Source organism: Pseudomonas sp. AP42, assembly GCF_001728935.1.
GTDB classification, from domain to species: domain Bacteria; phylum Pseudomonadota; class Gammaproteobacteria; order Pseudomonadales; family Pseudomonadaceae; genus Aquipseudomonas; species Aquipseudomonas lactis.
Window position 1 is genome coordinate 104,516 of the sequence record NZ_LYSO01000004.1, and the last position, 18,066, is coordinate 122,581.

At 57.7% G+C, this 18,066-nt stretch carries 13 protein-coding genes; 3 read left to right on the plus strand and 10 right to left on the minus strand.

Going from position 1 to position 18,066, the window contains the following annotated elements; translation table 11 throughout:
• Nucleotide 1: 1 nt before the first annotated feature.
• Nucleotides 2-1,825 (minus strand): hypothetical protein, encoded by a 1,824-nt coding sequence (locus tag A7K61_RS02985; RefSeq protein ID WP_083263035.1) that lies wholly within the window; start codon nucleotides 1,823-1,825, stop codon nucleotides 2-4.
• 162 nt (nucleotides 1,826-1,987) lie between these two features.
• Between A7K61_RS02985 and A7K61_RS02990 the strand changes: the two genes are divergently transcribed.
• Entirely contained in the window at nucleotides 1,988-2,476 is a 489-nt protein-coding gene (locus A7K61_RS02990; protein ID WP_003194267.1) for a TIGR00645 family protein, read from the plus strand.
• A 15-nt stretch (nucleotides 2,477-2,491) separates the two neighbouring features.
• Here A7K61_RS02990 and A7K61_RS02995 read toward each other — a convergent pair whose 3' ends face one another.
• From A7K61_RS02995 to A7K61_RS03010, 4 genes are all read right to left on the minus strand, one after another.
• Nucleotides 2,492-3,925 (minus strand): glycosyltransferase family 39 protein, encoded by a 1,434-nt coding sequence (locus tag A7K61_RS02995; protein WP_044268749.1) that lies wholly within the window; start codon nucleotides 3,923-3,925, stop codon nucleotides 2,492-2,494.
• 115 nt (nucleotides 3,926-4,040) lie between these two features.
• Entirely contained in the window at nucleotides 4,041-5,066 is a 1,026-nt protein-coding gene (locus A7K61_RS03000; protein WP_069556917.1) for a hypothetical protein, read from the minus strand.
• A gap of 106 nt (nucleotides 5,067-5,172) precedes the next feature.
• Nucleotides 5,173-5,427, minus strand: coding sequence for a DUF6124 family protein (locus A7K61_RS03005; RefSeq protein ID WP_069556918.1), 255 nt, complete (start codon nucleotides 5,425-5,427; stop codon nucleotides 5,173-5,175).
• Nucleotides 5,428-6,041: 614 nt separating this feature from the next.
• Complete coding sequence (locus A7K61_RS03010; protein ID WP_069556919.1) at nucleotides 6,042-6,560, minus strand: cysteine hydrolase family protein; 519 nt, start codon at nucleotides 6,558-6,560, stop codon at nucleotides 6,042-6,044.
• A gap of 312 nt (nucleotides 6,561-6,872) precedes the next feature.
• On the opposite strand from A7K61_RS03010, the gene A7K61_RS03015 reads away from it, so the two are divergent.
• Both A7K61_RS03015 and A7K61_RS03020 read left to right on the plus strand, forming a co-directional pair.
• Nucleotides 6,873-7,796 carry a phytanoyl-CoA dioxygenase family protein gene (locus tag A7K61_RS03015; protein ID WP_069556920.1) on the plus strand — a complete coding sequence of 308 codons (924 nt, stop codon included), beginning with the start codon at nucleotides 6,873-6,875 and terminating at the stop codon, nucleotides 7,794-7,796.
• 34 nt (nucleotides 7,797-7,830) lie between these two features.
• On the plus strand, nucleotides 7,831-8,790 hold the full coding sequence (locus tag A7K61_RS03020) for a DMT family transporter (RefSeq protein WP_069556921.1): 960 nt from the start codon (nucleotides 7,831-7,833) through the stop codon (nucleotides 8,788-8,790).
• 219 nt (nucleotides 8,791-9,009) lie between these two features.
• Here the strand turns inward: A7K61_RS03020 and A7K61_RS03025 are convergent, their stop codons facing one another.
• The 5 genes from A7K61_RS03025 to hsdR form a co-directional block, all read right to left on the minus strand.
• A complete protein-coding gene (locus tag A7K61_RS03025) occupies nucleotides 9,010-9,945 on the minus strand; it encodes a restriction endonuclease (RefSeq protein WP_060764093.1) in 936 nt (311 codons plus the stop codon).
• Nucleotides 9,946-9,971: 26 nt separating this feature from the next.
• A complete protein-coding gene (locus tag A7K61_RS03030; protein ID WP_081095730.1) occupies nucleotides 9,972-11,336 on the minus strand; it encodes a restriction endonuclease subunit S in 1,365 nt (454 codons plus the stop codon).
• Nucleotides 11,333-12,889 carry an N-6 DNA methylase gene (locus A7K61_RS03035; RefSeq protein ID WP_060764091.1) on the minus strand — a complete coding sequence of 519 codons (1,557 nt, stop codon included), beginning with the start codon at nucleotides 12,887-12,889 and terminating at the stop codon, nucleotides 11,333-11,335. Before A7K61_RS03035 ends, A7K61_RS03030 begins: the two co-directional genes overlap by 4 nt.
• 66 nt (nucleotides 12,890-12,955) lie before the next feature.
• Nucleotides 12,956-14,467 (minus strand): RNA-binding domain-containing protein, encoded by a 1,512-nt coding sequence (locus tag A7K61_RS03040; RefSeq protein ID WP_060764090.1) that lies wholly within the window; start codon nucleotides 14,465-14,467, stop codon nucleotides 12,956-12,958.
• A gap of 94 nt (nucleotides 14,468-14,561) precedes the next feature.
• Entirely contained in the window at nucleotides 14,562-18,026 is a 3,465-nt protein-coding gene (hsdR, locus tag A7K61_RS03045) for a type I restriction-modification system endonuclease (RefSeq protein ID WP_060765271.1), read from the minus strand.
• Between the last annotated feature and the right edge of the window lie 40 nt (nucleotides 18,027-18,066).

An 18,066-nucleotide genomic window follows, 5' to 3' on the forward strand; every position in this document is an offset into this window, starting at 1 on the left:
GTTATTTGCTCTCAGGCTTGTCCAGCTTGACCTCAAAGCCGTATTGCACGGTGCTGAGGTCGGTGCGCTGGTAACTTTCCAGCGTGGTCGGCTGGCCGTAGAAGTAATGCACGTCAAACATCGCCGTGCCGTATTCCTCGGCGCGGTGGCTGACACCGAGGATCTCCTTGAGGTAATTGCCGCTGGCATCCTTGGCGTAGAAACGCCAGCTGTCGGCGGGGAAGTCCTTCTGGTCGACGATCAGCGCGTTGTCCTTGAGCGACAGGCCCTTGGGCAGCTTGGCGGCGTCGATTGTGGCTTTCTCGATGGTGGCCAAAAACAACGGTACCGAACCCACCACATACGCCGGGGTTTCCGGGAACAGGTTGAGGTCGTACGTCAGCGTGCCGCTGGCGGCATTCAGTTCGAACGCTTCGGTCGGCAACTCGATGGGCTCGCCACGTTCGCCCTTGTCGTCGGCGGTGAAGAAGGTGATAGGCGCGTCACTGTTGTTGCGCTCGGCACCGACCAGGTCGTCATTGAAGGTGAACGGGTGGTCGAACACGATTTTTGCGGCACTGGCGTCTTCGGTCGATTGGCTGAGGGTGACGCTGTTTTTCAGTTGCTCCTCCGTCATCGAGGCATCTTTGAGCCAACTGGCGGCGCTGTCGTCGTACACCGTGACCGGCATCGGCAGGGGCTGTACGGTGTGTTGCAGGCTGTTCCTGTCAAAGCGCATCACCGGTAGGTCCAGGTCTTTACGGGTGAGCGTGGCCTTGGAGAAATCCAGCACATTGACCTGCAGGTTATCGATCAGCCCGTTGAAATACACCTTGGCGTAATGGCTGGTCTGCTGGCGCTCGAAGGCTTTTTGCGCGTCGGTCAGCTGTTTATCGAAGGCATCGGACCACGCGGTTTGTTTCTGCATCTCGGCCAGTTGTTTCTCATAGAACGCCACTTGCGCGGCACTCTCGTTGATCGAACCTGAGCGGGTCAGAAATTGCCCGGTGCTGTCCTGTGCCTGTACCAGCAGCGGGTTGGGTGACGCATCGCCCACTTCGGCGGCCAGGGGCTGGCTGTTGGTCAGTTCGATCTCGGCGTAGTTCTTTTCCAGCGTCAGCAGGTTGAGGGTGATGTTGCCGTCGGTGCGTTTATGGCCCACGTCTTGTTTGGTCAGGTCGAACGTCAGCACCTTGCCCGGGGTGATCACCTCCACCGCGCCCTTGAGGCTGATGGGTTGTGGCTGGCTCTTGTTTTCCGTCTCGATCCCTTCAATAAACGGGTAGGTCACCGTCAGGTCGTCGGGGTTGGTCAGGTTGGAGCTGCTGGGGCTCAGTTGGATGCCGGGGTCGGTTTCGGACCATTCCGGCTGGAAGGGAATGACTTTATCGTTGCTCAGGGTGACCGACTGCCATTCCAGGCCATGGGGGAAGGGGAACTGGTCCGGGGCGTTGAAGTTGAACGGGAAGACCGGCTGCAAATCCGTCAGATAGTCGGAGTGCGAGGTTTTGCGCAGTACGAACAGGCCATTGATGTAGGTGTCCACCAGCGCTTGGGGCGTAGGGTAATGCTTGAGCAGGGCCAGGCTGTCTTCGCCGTATTCGGCTTCGATGGGCTTGCTGGCGAGCTTGACGCGCGCGCGCTCCAGCAACAGCAGCGAGCCGCCCAGGTCCGCAATGGCATCGCGCAGTTTAGGGTCCTGGATGCTGTCCAGGGACTGTTCGAACTTGGTGGTTTTCTCTTCGAGGGTCGCCTGCTTCTGCTCTTCTTTGGGGGAGCAGCCGCTGGCCATCAGCAACGCCGCGCACAGGCCGAAAGCGGCCAAAGGGGATCGCACATCCATCATCTGAGTCTTCCTGTCCGACATCATCGAGCCGAGTGAATGGTCTCGACACTAGCAGAAAAATTCTCTTACAGATGCCACTTGGGTCAGTTTTCTCGCGGTGACAGGGGCCAGGTGGCGGCTGGTATACTCGGCGCCATTTTTAGCCAAGCTGTGTGAGATTCAATGGAACGCTTTATCGAAAATACGATGTACGCCTCGCGTTGGCTGCTGGCGCCGATCTACCTGGGCCTGTCCCTAGGCTTGCTGGTCCTGGCGCTGAAATTCTTCCAGGAAATCATTCACGTAATTCCCAACATCTTCACCATGTTGGAAGCCGAAGTGATCCTGCTGCTGCTGTCGTTGATCGACATGGCCCTGGTCGGCGGCTTGCTGGTGATGGTGATGATTTCCGGCTACGAGAACTTCGTCTCGCAGCTGGATATCGACGAGAACAAAGAAAAGCTCAACTGGCTGGGCACCATGGACTCTTCGTCGCTGAAGATGAAAGTGGCGGCCTCCATCGTGGCGATTTCCTCCATCCACCTGCTGCGCATCTTCATGGACGCCAAGAACGTCGATCCAGAGCACCTGATGTGGTACGTGATCATCCACATGACGTTCGTGGTCTCGGCGTTTGCCATGGGCTACCTAGACAAGCTCACCAAGCATTAAGGCCACGCGCTGGCCTTACTGCTCCACGAAGTAGTAAGGCTGGCGGTTGACTGCCATCTGCTTGATCACCGTAACCGGCGCTTTCAGCCGGTCGGTGTGGTCCGTCAACGCCACGTTGCCGGGCTTGGCGCTGAGGAAGGCGCGCAGTTCGGCTTCGGTGTTCAGGATCGGCAAGTAGGCCTGCAGGTAGAACACGCTGGCGCCGTCGATGCGCTCGTTGGGTTGATACATCGCCACCGTCCTGCCTTCGTCTTGCAGGGTCTGGATCTGACTCATCACCGGTACGAATGAATGGCGCACATCGGCTTTGGGCGCAAACCAGAAGGCCGCGCTCAGATAGCAGGCGATGGCCAGGCTGAAAACCCCGCCAATAATGCGCCGATGATAACGGTACAGCCCCGGCTTATGGTCCTTGGCCCACTCCAGCAACACCCGCGCATATTCGGCGGCCAGTACCGCCGCGGCTGGCGTCAGCGCCATCAAATACACCGTGCGTTTGCTGGACGCCAGGGTCAGCAGGGTGAACTGCGCCACCAGCCACACACTGAAAAACAACCGGTAGCGGTTGCGCACCAGGCTTTTGCGGAAGTGCCACAGGCCCAGGTACACCAGGATGTTCCAGGGCAGGAAGGCCTCGGGCAGTTTGGCGAGGTAATAGTAAAACGGCTCGTAATGCCCGGCTTCTACGAACGAACCGCTGAAGCGCCCGACGCTATTGGTCCATAACACTTCACCCACCGCCTGCATCCCGCCGCGCTGAAACAGAAACCCCAGCCAGATCAGCAACGGCACCAACGCCAACAACGTGAACAGCGCCGGCTTGAGCCAATCGCCTAGCCGCAGGCGCTTATCCATCAGGCTAGTGCTGAGCAGGTACACAAAAATCACAATGCCCGGCATCGCCAGCCCCAACACGCCCTTGCTCAACGTAGCGATGACCATCCCGGCGGTAAACAACGCCCAGGCCCAGGTACTCGAACCTTCACGCTCGGGCCGTACCGCCTGGTAAAACCCCAGCAGGGCGGCGGTGACACCGAGGCTGAGCAACGAATCCTCACCCACACCTCGCACATTGCCCCAGTAACTGGCCATGGTCGCCAGGATCAACGCAGCGCTGAACGCCAGCGTCTGCGGCCGCCCGAACCGACGCAGCATCCCGTACAACAGCATCACACTGAACAACCCGGCAAACGCCGACGCCAAGCGCACCGCCCCGGTGCTAGCGCCAAACAAACGAATCGCCCCGGCGTCTAGCCACAGGCTCAGGGGCGGTTTTTCCAGGAAGGGTTCACGAAACAGGCGCGGCACCACCCAGTCATTGTCCAGGTGCATCGCCATGGCGATCCCGGACACCCGGGCTTCGGTAGAGCCTTGCAGCTCATGGTTGCCGAGGGCGAAGAAGAACAACAGAGCAGCAAGCAAGAGCAGCAGGGGAGCGGGGCGCGTCATGGAGTCTGGCTACCGGGGCATGAGACCGATCGGGCGACCGGTCATGGGTAGTCAGGGAGTATACGAGCGCGATTCTTAACCTTTGGTGAACGGCTGTGGGTTTTTCTCGGGCGCGTCAGGGCATTTTCAAGCTGGGCACTGCCGCTTTGCCTTGTTCGGTCAGCACCGGCTCCAATTGCTCCCAGGTAAAGCTCAAGTCGTTGTCGCAACCGTCACCATTGGCCGGTGTCGAGAGTTGCAGGCCCTGAGTGTTGAAGCTCAGGTGAAAGTTGGAGTAATCGGTGATCGCCGGGCAGCCCTCGTCAGTGGTGGTTTGCTTGGCTAGCCAAGTGCTGAAGGCGGCCGGCAGCTTCAAATGGCCGGAATAGGCGTCATGCCATTGCTGATGGCCGCCGAGCCAGGCCCATGGGTCCACACTGTCACCGGTTTGCAGGTTCCAGGAGTGCAGGCCCCAACTGATGCCCATGGCGCCTTGGCCTGCGGCCCAGCGGTAGAACCGCACGGTGAGAAATTGCGATGACCAATAGGCGGGCTCAACCTCGATCTCACTGGTATAGACCGAGCCGTTTCGACCCAGGTATTCACGCCGTTCATAAAAATAGTCGGTTAGATCTTCGTCATTGACGGCCAACGCGGCGAGTTGCTGGTTGATCTTCTGCACCGCCGGGCCGTCACCCTCCAGCTTGAGCGTGACGCGGGGGCCTTGGGTCTTGAGCTGGTAGGTGTGGTTGTGGAAAGTCTTCTTCTCAGTCTTGATCGGCAACGGCGCGGCTTCCATGGGCGCGTTATAGGCATCGCTGCCGCAGCCGTCCGTGCCAATGCGGCGCAGGGCCAGTGGCAGCGGCGTGCCGCGATCGGTTTTGCTCCAGGCACCAGAAAGGTTATCGCCCTGAGGTTTTTGCAGGGCCCAGAAACCGGTGTTGCCTTCCTCCACCCACGGGGCGTTGTCGTTGGCCTGGGTCAGTTGAATCGGCGTACGGATGCGCTGGTAGTAATAACTGCCATGCTCGCCGTCGGCGCCGTTGAAACACACGGTGATAGCGGACTTGCCCAAAGTACCTTGCCAAACCCCGGCCAGATCGGCGGCTGTTGCGAGTAAGGGCATGACGGAGAGGGCGATGACGGCAAAGGGCTTGAGCACGGGTATCTGACTTCCGATTGTCCGATAAAGGCCGTCAGGGTAATGGGAAGTGTGAGGGGATGCCAGCGGGCGAGATGCGCTGAGGCAGCTCGCCCGTTTTCGTGTTTTAAGGCTGTGGCGTTTGGGTAGTGAATGGTTGGGTGTTCAAGACCCGTTCTACGAGTAACTCGCCTAGAACGATCAATTGCTGAGCGGCCAGCAGCTTGTGGCGGTGCGCGCCTTCAAGTTCGAAAGCCAGGTCGGTGGTCATGGCGTTGAGGGAGGCGAGGGTTTCGCTGGCTTGGATTAGCAGGGTTTCGGGGGGGATATTTTCGGCGAGGGTGAAGAGGGTGGTTGGGGGATTGGGGGTGATTTTTTTCATGATGAAGCTCCCACACTGTTTAAGGAGCTGCCTCCCCCTGCTGTCAAACAGGAATAGGTGGCAGCTGTACGCGGGTTGACAGACCGGAAGTGTAGGAACCCGGCGCACCCGAAGATGCCCCACGCACAGCCGCCATGAACGGAGCGGAATGCGCAAGCATGCCGTCTTATCACGGGGTGTGAAAGGTTACACTTTTCGGCCTGTCAAAGCCGGACGCTGATCATCAGCGACGTAAAGAAGTTAGCGTTGTGAGGTGGCTTGCGCTAGTTCACCAACAGCGCGGCAACTTGCGGGAAAATTCCGAAGCTCGGCCCTGCGGGGTTCAAGCCTGGATTCATAATTATTACTGGTGTGTTTTTGCCAGGCGAAAAAAAGCTCAGGACTGCTGGGCAGGTTCTAACAATTGCCTGCGCGCTGTACTGAGCTGGTAGAGGGTTTTGTTCAGTCGCTGCCATTGCTGCAACAGTCGCAGGTTATTCGCGACAAGCGAATTTGGCCAGTTCACCAACAGCGCGCCATCTCGCGGGAAAATTCCGAAGCGCTGCCCTGGCGACTCTCTTCCCACCGGAATTCAGGTCGTCAGCGCCAGCATTCTTTCCCGCCGGAAACCTCTGCTAAAAGCTCCAGTCCTCAGCCCGAACCAACTGGCAGAACGGCCCATTGAGCGTGGCATTGTGATGAGCCACGATGGCCTCGGCTTCCATCAAGGGCGTGTCAGAACAGGTATGGCCGTCGGCGATAAGTACCGCATCGAAGCCAAGGTCACGCGCAGCACGGCAGGTGCTGTCGACGCAGTATTGCGTTTTCATCCCTGTTACCACCACGCCGGTGGCGCCGCTGGAGCGCAGATTGTCCGCCAGGTCAGTCATTGCAAAAGCGTTAGGCCGACGCTTTTCGAACACCACTTCCCCACCCAGCAACTTCAGCTCCTCGGCAACCAGCGTAAGCGGGCTGCCCGATTCGATTGGCGAGCCAGCGGGGCCGATGTGACGTGCGAGAAAAATTGGTGCGCCTGCGCTGCGTGCCTTGTCCATCAGGATGTTGAGCGTTTCCAACAGCTCGTCGCAGCGCCAGGGTTTTTCCGGACCGTGAACAAGCCCGACTTGGATATCGAGTATCAACAGGGCGTACATGGGTGCATCTCCTTGCGTGTGAACCAGCGACACAAGGCATAAAAAAAGGCCCTGTCCATCGCTGGCGGGCCTTTGAAGTTCGTTGGTTATTGGCTCACGACACCTCGCACGCTCCGCTTTCAGCGGTCGTGGTGGTGGTTGTCGAGGTGAGGCAATAGGTACTCATGAGCTGACACTAGCAATATCGCCGCCGGCTGGCAACACAACGTCCAATGTCGCCTCAGTGCGCAAAATAGTCGTCTGGGTTCAGGTCGCCAGTGCCCACCTATCGCATGCTTGAGGCCGAACACTGGCGTAAAGGAGGCCACGCTGATGCAATCTCAGGAAAAGGATTTCTCTCTTGTTAACAACCTCTCGCTCAGCCGCGACGAAATCGAAGCATTTCGTCGCCAGGGGTTTATCAAGCTCAAAGGCTTCTTATCTGAGCACGCCATTCAATCCTTGAAGCAGGCGGCCCGTTCGAAAGTGATCTCTGCACGGGAGTCGAAGTCCGCCTACGGGGACTCCTTCAGCCGGTTGACCTACGATCTGGCGACAACCGATGCGGTGAAAAACATCTATTCCTCGATCGCTTTCAGGACGGCCTTGGTGACGTTAATCGGGCATCCGCTGATCATGACCGAGTCCCAGAGTTTCGAGCTTACCCCGCATAAAGAGGGTTTTGCCTGGCACTACGATTCCCTGAGTTTCAGGTACATTCGCCCTCAAGACGCCGCCTTCAGCGTGTGGATCCCGTTGGATCCTATCGACAATTCAGGCCAGGGCGGGGGCATGGCTTATCTAGCCGAAGACATCTATAGCGCGAAGGCGAATTTCCAGATGGCCAGCCTGCTTTCCAAACGAATGGTTGCCGGCGTTGCCGTGGAGGATTTTTCCGCGCATTTGAGAGCTGTGTTCCAAACGCCCAGCCTGCTCACAGACCTGTTTGAAGCGTATAAAACCCAGGACGATTTTGCATTGGGCGACGTACTGCTGTTTACCAAATCGATGTGGCACCGCTCTGAACCGCTCTTGCCAGGGCCGCTAGCGACTCGCCTGGCGGTGACCATGCGTTTTCTCGATTGGCGTTCACGATTGGACAAAACGATGTTCGAAGGCGAGTCTGAAAGCGGTGGCGGCGTAGGAATGGGGGTCAACTGGGGCAGGCCGACCCAAACCGCCTATGGCTCGCAATTTATCGACATCAATGACGGCGAGGAAATTCGCACTTCCACGTATTGTGGGCCTGTCATCTGATGCCCCCGCAACGGTCGCCTGCTGAGGAGCGCTAATGACCAGATCCTACGCGCTGGGGGTGGCAGCTGCGGTATTTGCCACCTTCAGCTGGGCGCTTAATTTTCTGTCGCCCTACATGATGGGCGCGTTCGGTCCGATTGACTTCATTACCCTGCGGTTCATCGTGTCCGGCTGCATCGGCCTGGTGATGCTGCGTATCTATTGGCCTGGCGACCCTGCTTTAAGCAGGCGCTCAATCCTCAACGCCGGGCTGCTGGGCGTGCTTGGCTATGCGGTGTACATCGGTTGCATCATGGGCAGCGTGCTCAATGGCGGCGCTATCATCGCACCGGCATTCCTGAGCGCTACACCGGTCATCATTGCGGTCGCGGGCAATATGATCGAGCGCACCACCACCTGGAGCAGCCTCGCTGTCCCCATCATCCTGGCGGTTTGCGGGTTGGTCGCGGCAAACTATGGCACCTTGGTCGGCGTTTTAGACAATGACCTGACCTCCTACCTGGCCGCGGTCAGCTACGCCGTGGGTGCTGTGCTGACCTGGCTGATGTTCAGCATACTCAACCAGAAGATGCTGGCGAAAATCCCCAAGGTACACGCAGGCCTATGGACGGGCCTGATGATGGTTGGCGCCGGTTTGAGCGTGGTCGTGTTCGTGCCGTTCGGGCTCGTATTGGACCTGTACACCTACCCGCATTTGGACCTGCACTTGGGCAACACCCTGCCGGTGCTGGCTGCCGCAACGGCGCTGGCCTGTGTTGCCTCCGTTGGCGGCGCATGGGCCTGGAATTTTGCCAGCCAAAGGCTACCGATGGCCCTGTCCGGGCAGCTAATTTCAGTAGAAACCATATTCGCAGTCGCCTTTGGGCTGATCGCCGAACAGCGCTTGCCTACCGGCCTTGAGGTTCTGGGTATTGTTGGGCTGTTGGCAGGTGCTTCGATTGCGGTGAGGGTGATGGCTCAGGGGGATCGCGAGGGGGTGAAGGTGCAGGTTTGAGTGATTGGGCTGGCGGGTGGGGTATGGCAATAGCGGATTTCCAGGCACAAAAAAGACGTTCAAGGACGTCTTTTTTCGTGCATTTGGTGGGCCGGGGTAATCTGAAACAAGTCGGTATCTATCTGTTTTTATTGGCTAATAATCAATCTAATAAATAGCTTGGAATACCAGATGGAATGCTGGTTGATCTGGCTTTCGATGGAATGGTGCTTTTTGAACTCAGCCAAGCGACTCATCAAAGTAATCGCTGTCGAGTCTCGGCACCTTATAAAGCTGCGAGCTGACACCAACCTCGTGATCCAACATCAGATTGACCAGGCGTTTGCCGTCGACCAGCACCAGCCCCTCGACCGAGCGCGCGAAGTCAACGGCCTGGGCGGTGAAGCCGGAAGTGGTGATGAATACACCGCGTTTGGCTTTCTGCCCGGCCAATGCGCCATAGAACGCTTGCAGGTCGGGCCGGCCGACGGTGCTCTGCCAGCGTTTGGCCTGCACGTAGACTTTCTCCAGCCCCAACGCGTCCAGCGAGATCACTCCGTCAATGCCGCCGTCGCCACTGCCGCCGACTTGTTGCAGCGCCTGACGGTTCGCGCCGTAGCCCAGGCTATGCAGCACATCGAGTACGATGTGCTCGAAGCGCGTCGGGCTCGCTTGCAGCAGGCTGTCCAGCAGGTCGCCCGCGACGCTGGTACGCAGCTCGAGGATGGCTTGGTTCAAGCGCTCCTGCGGGCTGCTAGTGGCGAGGTCGGTCTGGGCAATCGGCGTTGAAGTGTCGTTGCTCTCATCCAGCGAGGCGGCGTCCGGCGCTGTCTTCAGCTTCACGCTCATGAAGTTCACAGCTAGGTGCTCGACCTGTTCTGGGCTCAACGGAGCCGGGTTGGCCTTGGCGAAGGCGCGGCCGGTGTCGGTCAGCTGCCAGTAGCCACGCTTTGCGCTGCTGGAATAGCCGGCGCGCTTCAGCCGATCATGCGCCCAGCCTGAACGGTTCTTGTAGGTGGCCTGGCCACTGGCGATGGTCTCCTGCCGCTGTGCTTCGCTTAGGCCAAGTGTCATGGCGGCCGCTTCGTGGGCCTCGCCCGCCATGGCACCCTCCGGGTGGGCGGCGAGAAAACGCAGGATGGGCTCGATGAACTGGTCGTAGGTCGGGACTGACATCGTTGGTTTTCTTCCAGAAGTAAGGCTTAGTCCGCCGTGGCGGATCTGCGACCGCGTTTGCCCTTGGGTGCAGCGGCGTGTTGGGCTTTGATGCGATCAAGCAGTACGCTGGCCGGTTCGTCGTTCGGGTCCTGCGGTACCAGCTCACCGCGGAATGCCTTCGCAAGGATGCTTTGGGTCAGGCCGTCAATGCGCGCCTGAGCTACTTTGACGCGGACTTCCAGTTGGCTGACGAAGGCGAAAAGCTGTTCGACACGCTGAATGATTTCGATTTGTTCAGTTGTGGAAGGAAGACTGATCTCGAAGACTTTCAGAAACCCGAGATTAATCCTAGGCCGTGTTGCACCATGGACTGCTTCTCTGATCTGGCGGTAGGTTTGCCTAGCTGCCAGTGAATATAGTAAAAATTTAGGTTTCGCAACTGTTTGATCGATTCGAAGACAGAAGCAATCTGCCTTATTGATGAAAGTCTCCTCGCTTTTTGGTAATTGGCAAACCCTGATCTCCTCATCGACAAATGACGAAAACAAAATATCCCCTGGCTCAAGCTTGTTCTTAGCAAGCTCTTTAAACTTTGCAGGGCTTATGAAGGTTTCTTTTTCGGAAATGAACCCCATATGGCCGATGTTTTCCAAGCGCACTACTCGTACTCCCTCGCTTGTATAGTCATCCGACTTGAGCTTGGAGCCAAACGGGCCGTCAAATGCGACGCTGCATACTGATTTTATTGCAGTTTTTTTCCATTCTGGATCCACGGCTTGAGCATGACGCCAATCCTCCGTCAACCGCCCGGAAACTGCGGCGGCGAGGACGGATTGGCGGAAGCGCTTGAGCAGCGCGGGGATGCTGTCGACACGGCATTTAAGGGTATCGACCTGGGCCAGTAGTTCGTCGAGTTTTTGGGCGATGCGTGCTTGTTCCGCGGGTGGTGCAATGGGTATTTGCATTCCGCCTAGGGCTTTCAGATAAATTCCCTTCTGCGCCGTCCCTTTTGCATTATTCAAGAAGAAAGACTGCGCTGCGGGGGAATCCAAAAGGTAACGGAGGTAGTTCGGGTTCATAAGGTTTGATTTTAACACTGCAACGCTACGTTGCAGTGTGAACTCAGGTGCCGTCGCTGGAACTACAGCGGTGCGGCCAATGGCTCCAACAATAGTAAGCAAGACATCCCCTGCAGAAATATTGGTCCTATTGTTTTCAAGTTCAAAGTCGTCAGTGCTCAATAAGCGCAATCCATCAAAATGTATTTTTCCATTCTGAATATTCTTAGCGCTTAACATCGGCTTTCCCGATGGCTGACCGGTAGGCGGGTTATGAGAGCCGTCAACAATCCTATAGCAAATATCTGCAAGTGTTGCTGTTTTCCAAGTTTGCGGAGATTGCCAGCTCACGATTTGAACTCCGCGCTAGTTTCCTCAGCCACCACCAATCCCATCACCTCGGCCATCAACTGCTTCTGCACCGCCACTTCATCCCCAGCACCCATCGCCCTCATCAGCTCCTCCAACTCATGCAGCGCCTCAGTCAGCTCAGCCATGGCCTCACCCGCCAACACCTCCGGCGCCGGCAAGTCATTTGCATCCAGACTGTCTCTATCCTTCAACCAGCTGATATCCAGCGAATCTCCACGCTGCTCAATGAAATCGCGCGTAAACACCCGAAAGCGACTCAGCTCACCAATCCCCTCGATATTCTCCGCACGCGGGGTATTGCCATTGGCATCCGCCCCATACGCTTCTTCGAAAGGCTTGAGATGCGCCGCTCCAAAAGGCGTACGCTTACCAAAATTTGGCATGTTGCTGCGCAAATCGTAAACCCACACACGCTGCGTACAGCCTTGCTCCTGACGTGGGTTCTCAATCGTGCCTTTCTGGAAAAACAGCACATTGGTCTTCACGCCTTGAGCATAAAAGATCCCCGTCGGCAGGCGCAGAATGGTGTGCAGGTTGCACTTGTCCATCAGATCGCGGCGTACATCGGTGCCGACGCCGGCTTCGAACAGCACGTTGTCCGGCAGCACCACGGCGGCGCGGCCGCCCGGCTTGAGGCCACGGTAGATGTGTTGGAGAAAGGCCAACTGCTTGTTACTGGTGCGGTAGGTGAGGTCATCACGAGTCGGGCCACCGCCACCCTTGGCAGTGCCGAACGGTGGGTTGGAGAGGATGAGGTCGACCTTGGGTAAGTTGGCCCCGGTCTGACCTAGGGCGTTGCCCAGGTGCACCACGCCTTCTTCGTCGCCTTCCATGCCATGCAGCAGTGTGTTCATTAGTGCCAGACGGCGAGTGCCGGGCACCAGTTCTACGCCAACAAAGGCGCGATTGCGCTGGAATGCCTGGGCTTTGGCATCGAGGTCGTAGTAATCGTCGGTTTGACTTTTGATATAGGCGTCAGCAGCGATCAAAAATCCCGCAGTACCGGCGGCCGGGTCTTGTATGGTCTCGCCTGGCTGCGGCTTGATGCAGCGGATGATGCTGTCGATCAGCGGGCGCGGGGTGAAGTACTGGCCGGCGCCGGACTTGGTCTCGCTGGCGTTCTTTTCCAGCAGACCTTCATAAAGATCGCCGAGGCCGTCTTGGCGGGCGCTGAACCAGTCGATGCCGTCGAGGCTCTTGATCAACTGCTCGAGGTGGCGCGGTTCCTTGAGGCGAGTCTGAGCGTCGGCATAGATGGCGGCGATCAGAGGGTCAGGGTTTTTGCCAAGGTCCAGCAGCATCTGCCGGTAGTGATCGAGCAGGTTAACGCCGGACTTGCCAGCCAGGTCTGGCCAGCGCGCGCCTTCGGGCAGCTTATGGCCGAAGCTGTCGTTGTTCTGCACCTGTTCGAATTCCATCTTGATGAACAGCAGCAGCACGAGCTCGGTGACGTAGTCGCTGTAGTTGATGCCATCGTCGCGCAGAACGTCGCAGAGGTTCCAGAGTTTCTGGACAATATCGGAGTTGGTCATGGGGTACCTGTGGCGAAGTGTGTAAAGCGCCAGATCGCGCTGGCGCAAAGAAATGGTTGTCTGGGCTCAGTCGTCTGAGGAGCGTTGTTCGGCCTTTAGCGCTCGGCCGGCCGCAGTCAGGCGATAGCGTTGCTTGCTGCTGTTGGGCTTGTCTGGAATGGTCATCTCGACCACGCCAAGCGCCAGTAGTGGGGCCAAAACCTGCTCGCGGAACTTGCTACGGTTGCTGCGCCCGACGAAGGTCATTAGCTCTGGCGCAGTGTGATCGCCCGTCATCTTGCACAGCAGCGTTATCTGCTCTTGCTGCAAAGACAGGCGAGTTTCGGCTTGTTCTTCTTCGACAGCGGACTCAGTCCCTACTTGGTCCCTACTTGGTCCCGACTTAGTCCCTACTTGGTCCCCACTTGGGCCCGAAAGAGGCCCTTTTTCAACGGCGCGCTGAATCACCACCTTGAACTGATTACTCTGCCGGTCGTCCTCCAGCCGGATCATTGGCCAAGCATCGATAGCGCGCGGGATGCCGGTTCCCAAACCGCGATAGGGGAGAATGTGCACAGCATGGGAGGTGAGCGTCGGGTTACGACGGTTGGACAGGCCAAATCGAATTTTCTCGGTATCGAGCACGTCAGGCAGGTGCCCGGGGCTGATCAGTTCGATGCGATCGGCGAAGATCATGATCCGAATGGAGGCGCTGACAAAGTAGTCGCGGTGGATCAGGGCATTGACCAGCAGTTCTTCAAATACCTCCTCCGGCACTTCCAGTTGGCCGAGGGTATTGAAGCCCTGCTGGCGCTGCACGTGGTGTAGGTTGCGCTTTATGAAGGCAAGGCTGCGTCGGTACTGTTCCTGCAGATTACCGTCGATATCTTCGCTGTCTAGATAGTGGCGGTCATGCAGAACCGTGCCCGGAAACGCCACGGCCTTGACATCGAACGCCGGGCACAGACGTTGTGGCGCCTGGCCGAAGAGCAGCAAACCGGCCAAATTGGGTGTGTCGCCACTGGCGAGGCCAAGATTTTCCAGGATGCGGATGGTTTCCAAACCTGTCTGTTCGGGGCTCTGCCGAAAGCGTCTTTGAAAGTACTCGCCGAGCGCCTTGGCATCTATATCCGCTACGCTGCTGCCCGCGACCGGTACTGCATCAGCACACACCAGCCCGGCCTGCTGGAACAAACGCTGCAGTTCTTCACGAGCCGTGACCCGACGCTTGTCGGCGCCGTTCTTTACCCAGATGCGACCCTGGTTGTCGACATAGGGTTTATTCAGCCCTTGTTCGACTGTCACCACCATGACCAGCCCGTGTTCGGTCTGAATGTTGCTGGACCGCGGATTAATCGCCGGGCGGACGTTCTGCGAAGCCGCATTGGAGAGGAGCTGATTGAGCCGCGCCACGTCGGCACTACTCAACCCGCTTACGGTACCGCCATCGTCTACGCCAATCAGCAGATGGCCACCAGACGTATTGGCGAACGCCACCAACTCGGCTGCCAAGGCATCGATATTGTTGAAATCTCGCTTGAATTGATGGCGGCTGTCCTCACCACAGGCAAGGATCTGGTGAAGCTCTGCAAGGGTCATTAAGCTTCTCTAGCTGTGCGGTCGATAAGTCGAGTGGCCGGGCATTATCCCTCATGAACGAGTAGGTGACTAACCCCAGCGTTTTTGAGCGGACTTATCCGGTCTGTGCCCACAGATTGTCATTCAGGGCATCCAGCACCACGGTCAAGTTGCCGCCGAGCATTTTATTCAGCCGCGTGCTGCCGCCATCATTCTGGAACGCTTCGCCAATCTGCTTCTCGTCGATTACAACCTCATGTACTAACTGCTTGGCCAAGCGATCCAGCCACTTGCGCTGGACTTGGGTCCAAGACTGCAAGGTGTAAATCGTTTCCATTGCCTTGGTTACGCGTTGCTCGAATGGCAGCAGGGCCTCGCCGAGGGCGGCGCGGCGGATGAATCCGACGATGCTGGCAGCGATCTCCTGGTTGGTTTGATTGCGCCAGGCGCTTTGCAGGTTCACCTCGCTGTAGCCATGACCATCAAGCAGCAAGCGCACCTCGCGCAATTGCTCACGGGTCAGGTCTTGCGGACGGTTGACCACTACGCCTAGGGCCACCGACTGGTTCAACTGGTTCTTGATGAAGTCGTTGAAGCTTTCCAGATAGTCGGCAGGCCTGTGGTAATCTCCGTAGCTTTGTTCACGGACCATCAATTCGTCCGAATGGGTGGAGATCACTGGATAATTCAGCGATCCCAGCAAAGCATTAACCGTGGCGAGCTGATTGAGCAGTTGGACATGCTGTTGGATGAACTGCGCAGCTTGCTGTGGACCGAGCTGGTGCAGGTGCTGATGCAGTTTGTCCGGGGCTATGCCCCAGGTGTTCTCCAGTTCGGCGAGCTTGGCCTTTAGGGTTGGCTTTTGCTCGGCCTTATGGCTGGCCTTGCGCAGAATACGCATGATCCGCTGGCTGAGCTGGTCCAGGACGTCGTGGGCATGACTAGTGTCTGGCTGGTTACCAGGAGCATCGAGGCTGGCTGGGTTGCTTAGCTCGCTGACCAGTTGTTCGAGGCTGATGCTCGGATCCTTCACCAGCGGCTTCATTGTATCTACTGGTTCGAGGGCGGCGTACAGATCAACGGGATCGTAGATCTTGAAGACTGTCTTGCCAATATCATCGCAGCGACGAGTCGCGCGGCCCTTCATCTGTTCGTAGAGGATGCGCGAACGCACCCGGCGCATGAACACCAAGTGGCAGATGCGCGGCACGTCGATACCAGTAGTCAGCAGGTCGACCGTGATGGCGATGCTGGGGTAGCGCTCGTTCTTGTACTGGCGGATCAGTTGTTTAACCTTGTCACTCTGCCCAGTGATGATTTGTACCGCCGCTTGGTTGTAATCCTCGTCGTGAACGTCTTTGAACGCTTCGTCCAAGAGGTTTTTCACCCGCTCGGCATGGGCCTGATTGACGCAGAAGATCATTGTTTTTTCGTCGCCCAACGGGTCGAGCTCTTGTGCCAGTTGCTCGCAGATGACCTTGTCGAAACCGGGCGTAATCACGCGGCGATTGAAAGACTCGATTTCGAAGTCGAGTTCGTCCTCGAGTTCGGCGACATCCACCTCGCCGGTGCTCGTATCGATGACGCTGACGCTCTCGCCCTTGCCAAAGTGGATGCCATTATCGCTCAGCAGGGTCTTGTAGCGGATTGGCGGTTCATGATCGATCAGCCAGTCGTCAGCTACGGCCTCACGGTAGCTATAGGTGAATATCGGGGCACCGAAGACCTCGCTGGTGTGCTTGGCTGGCGTGGCTGTGAGGCCGATGCGGCAGGCGTCAAAGTAATCAAGGACGCGCCGATACTGCGACAGGTACTGGTTGAAGTCGCGCACCGCCAGTTCGCCTTCAGTCATTTCCTGGTCGAGGGTGTAACCGCGGTGGGCTTCGTCGACGATGATGCAATCGAAGGCATCGATGGGCGGCGGAGTATCCGACTGGAAGATGCGCTTGACCATGGCCTGTACGGTAGCGACCTGAACTCGTGTTTCTGCTTCGGCAGCCATGTCACCGAGTTCTTTGACGTCGTAAATTTGCGACAGTGTGTGGTTCTGTTCCAGCGTCGCCTCGTTGAAGGCTTCAATGGCTTGTTCCCCCAGTGCGCTGCGATCAACCAGGAAAAGAATACGGCGAAAGCGCTCTGCCTTCAGCAGGCGGTACATCAAGCCAATGATCGTACGCGTTTTGCCTGTCCCTGTGGCCATGGCCAGCAGGCATTGGCGGCGATTGGCGGCCAGCGCCTGCTCGACGGCGCGGATGGCGTTTTCCTGATAGTCGCGCAGCTTGAGGTAGGCGAAGCCTTCCTGCTGTAGTTTCGCCTCGGCGTCCTCACGGCTGCGTTTGAGTAGGTCGAGTAGACCGCCCGGCGTGTGGAAGTCCTGCAGCGGCCGGCGCAGGTTGGCCGGACTGCGCAAGTCACGAAACCAGATGCCAGACAGCTCAGCGAGCTGCTTAATGAAGGGCCGGCCATTGCAGGCAAAGGCAAACGGGACTTTGAAGTGGCCGCCCTGGCCATCCGCCCAGCCCGTGTTCTGCCCGGCCGGTTGCAGATTGTCAGTAACGATCAGTTGGCGTGAATAGCGCTCGGCTTGGGGAATGCGGTCCGCTATGTTGACACGCTTGCGCTTAGCTTCGACGATGGCGACTGGGATTAGGCCGGCGAACAGCACGTAATCAGCGTTTTCTTTCGGCTTGCTGGTTGGCCATTCGGCGATGGCCTTGTTCTTGCCCTTTTCGGGCCGAGCGCCCTTGCTGTAGGTAAGATCGAGCGAATCGGCTTCCCAGCCGGCATCGTTCAACTGTTGATCGATGAGAATACGGGTGAGGTCTTCATTGAGGTCGAACTGGCTGCTTGCCTGCTGAGTTTTACGCGTGACCTGCTGGGCAGCTTGCGGCTGATCTTCAAGCTGTTGTTGCAGCACTTTCAGCCGCGCCTCGAAATCGACTCGGGCCTTCGATAGTTCTGCCTCGCGTTCAAGGGCAATCTGCTCGTAGACGCGGGCTTCCTCGTTCATCTGCCCAACAAGACTGGCTTGCTCATGCTTTTCTTGCGCCAGTAGCTCGGCTAATTGGTGGTTGTTCTCCAATTGCTGGCGACTGTCGCCCAGCTCTGCGCGAAGTTTTTCGATCTGCCCCTGCAGCTCACGTAGAGGCTCACTCGGATCGACCGGAACCATGAAAGGCCCAGGCTTAAAGGTGTTGCCGCCCGTGCCAAATGACTGGTGATACCAGATCGCCAAGGCGCGGGCGACCCTCAGCCCGTCCAGTGCCTCACGATGCTGGGTGCGGAATTCATGGGTAGCCTTATTGCCTTCGATGCGCAGCGTATGGAATAGGTTACGGATGTTACCGTCGAGCTGGATTTCACGACTCAGGCGGAACAGCAGATCAGCTTGGGAAGTAGTGGCGTCGAACTCAATGCCTGCTCTTACCGCCAGATCCTGGGCGAGCGCTTCGCCCAACTGGCGCAGTTTGATCAGCGTCGTGTTGGGGTCGCTGGAAAATACTCGCTCGGCCGCATTGGCAAGTTGGAAAAAAACCGGATCGTGTTCTTTGAAAAAGGCGAAGTTGCTGTTCTCTGCCATGTTCCATCCCTTGAGTTCGTCACCAGCCATCCCGAGAGTG

Coding starts and splice junctions, on each gene's coding strand:
- A7K61_RS02990 (WP_003194267.1), top strand. CDS start 1,988: ATGGAACGCTTTATCGAAAATACGATGTACGCCTCGCGTTGGCTGCTG.
- A7K61_RS03020 (WP_069556921.1), top strand. CDS start 7,831: ATGACCAGATCCTACGCGCTGGGGGTGGCAGCTGCGGTATTTGCCACC.
- A7K61_RS03035 (WP_060764091.1), bottom strand. CDS start 12,889: ATGACCAACTCCGATATTGTCCAGAAACTCTGGAACCTCTGCGACGTT.
- A7K61_RS03010 (WP_069556919.1), bottom strand. CDS start 6,560: ATGTACGCCCTGTTGATACTCGATATCCAAGTCGGGCTTGTTCACGGT.
- A7K61_RS03015 (WP_069556920.1), top strand. CDS start 6,873: ATGCAATCTCAGGAAAAGGATTTCTCTCTTGTTAACAACCTCTCGCTC.
- A7K61_RS03025 (WP_060764093.1), bottom strand. CDS start 9,945: ATGTCAGTCCCGACCTACGACCAGTTCATCGAGCCCATCCTGCGTTTT.
- A7K61_RS02985 (WP_083263035.1), bottom strand. CDS start 1,825: ATGATGGATGTGCGATCCCCTTTGGCCGCTTTCGGCCTGTGCGCGGCG.
- A7K61_RS03040 (WP_060764090.1), bottom strand. CDS start 14,467: ATGACCCTTGCAGAGCTTCACCAGATCCTTGCCTGTGGTGAGGACAGC.
- hsdR (WP_060765271.1), bottom strand. CDS start 18,026: ATGGCAGAGAACAGCAACTTCGCCTTTTTCAAAGAACACGATCCGGTT.
- A7K61_RS02995 (WP_044268749.1), bottom strand. CDS start 3,925: ATGACGCGCCCCGCTCCCCTGCTGCTCTTGCTTGCTGCTCTGTTGTTC.
- A7K61_RS03005 (WP_069556918.1), bottom strand. CDS start 5,427: ATGAAAAAAATCACCCCCAATCCCCCAACCACCCTCTTCACCCTCGCC.